This window comes from Nostoc sp. CCY0012 (genome assembly GCF_963920855.1).
Lineage (GTDB): Bacteria > Cyanobacteriota > Cyanobacteriia > Cyanobacteriales > Nostocaceae > Cyanocohniella.
On sequence record NZ_CAWUDM010000249.1, the window covers coordinates 1 to 819 of the forward strand.

The window sequence follows — 819 nt, forward strand, 5'->3', positions numbered from 1 at the left end:
ACCAGGTCAAGATTACAGCATTTCCACTCTTCTCTAGTAAGTTTTGCCACGCTAGAAAAAAATAACTATGAATAAATGGGCAATTTTGAGTGGAATTGAAGCTAACTTGGTAGCTTATGAAGCCGTAATAGCAGATATTAAGCGACAGGGTAATAGCGTAGAAGCTTTGTATATTTTAGGCGACTTAGTAGGGCCAAGACCAGAAGCTGAGAAATTAGTAGAACGAGTGTTAAACCCACGTCGGGGAGAATTAGAACCCCTGATTTGTAAGGGATGGTGGGAAGAACAGTGTTTGATTTTGCATGGACTGGGGCCGACTGGGGATGCTCCTAAACTGATGGCAAATTATGGAAGTGATACAGTAAAACTACTATGGGATAGCGTATCGCGTAAAAGTGTACAATGGTTGCGATCGCTACTAATTGTATAATTTTCTGCTAAGTCCCCCACTAATTCATAATTTTCGTTACGCCGTAGCAGTGTGCTTTGGAACAAGGGAGGTCCATAGTTACCAAATCCCCAACCTAAAGTGGGGTCAAAACCAATGCGATCATAATTCTCCCAACCCAGGGCCAACATAATTTGTTTAGTATCGCCTGACTGTTGAGTGACTGATGGATTGCGAACTTTTGTATGACAAGCTACTAAAGTCAGCAATAGCAGTATTTGTGTGCAAGAGCGAAAAGTAAACCTTCTCATGTATTTTTGGTGAACAATTTGTCAAGTGCGGCCTGGCTTAACTCTGATTCGGGAAAGTCTGAAGGTGCTTAGTGGTGCAGAAAACTTTTTGGAGTCTCAAGTTGAAAAAACAGTAACACG

Annotated in this window: 1 pseudogene; it reads left to right on the top strand. The window is 41.6% G+C overall.

What is annotated here, in order from left to right:
• Positions 1 to 67: 67 nt before the first annotated feature.
• Positions 68 to 418 (top strand): annotated as a pseudogene (locus ACM0OS_RS28980) (metallophosphatase); the annotation flags it as partial.
• Positions 419 to 819: the final 401 nt, after the last annotated feature.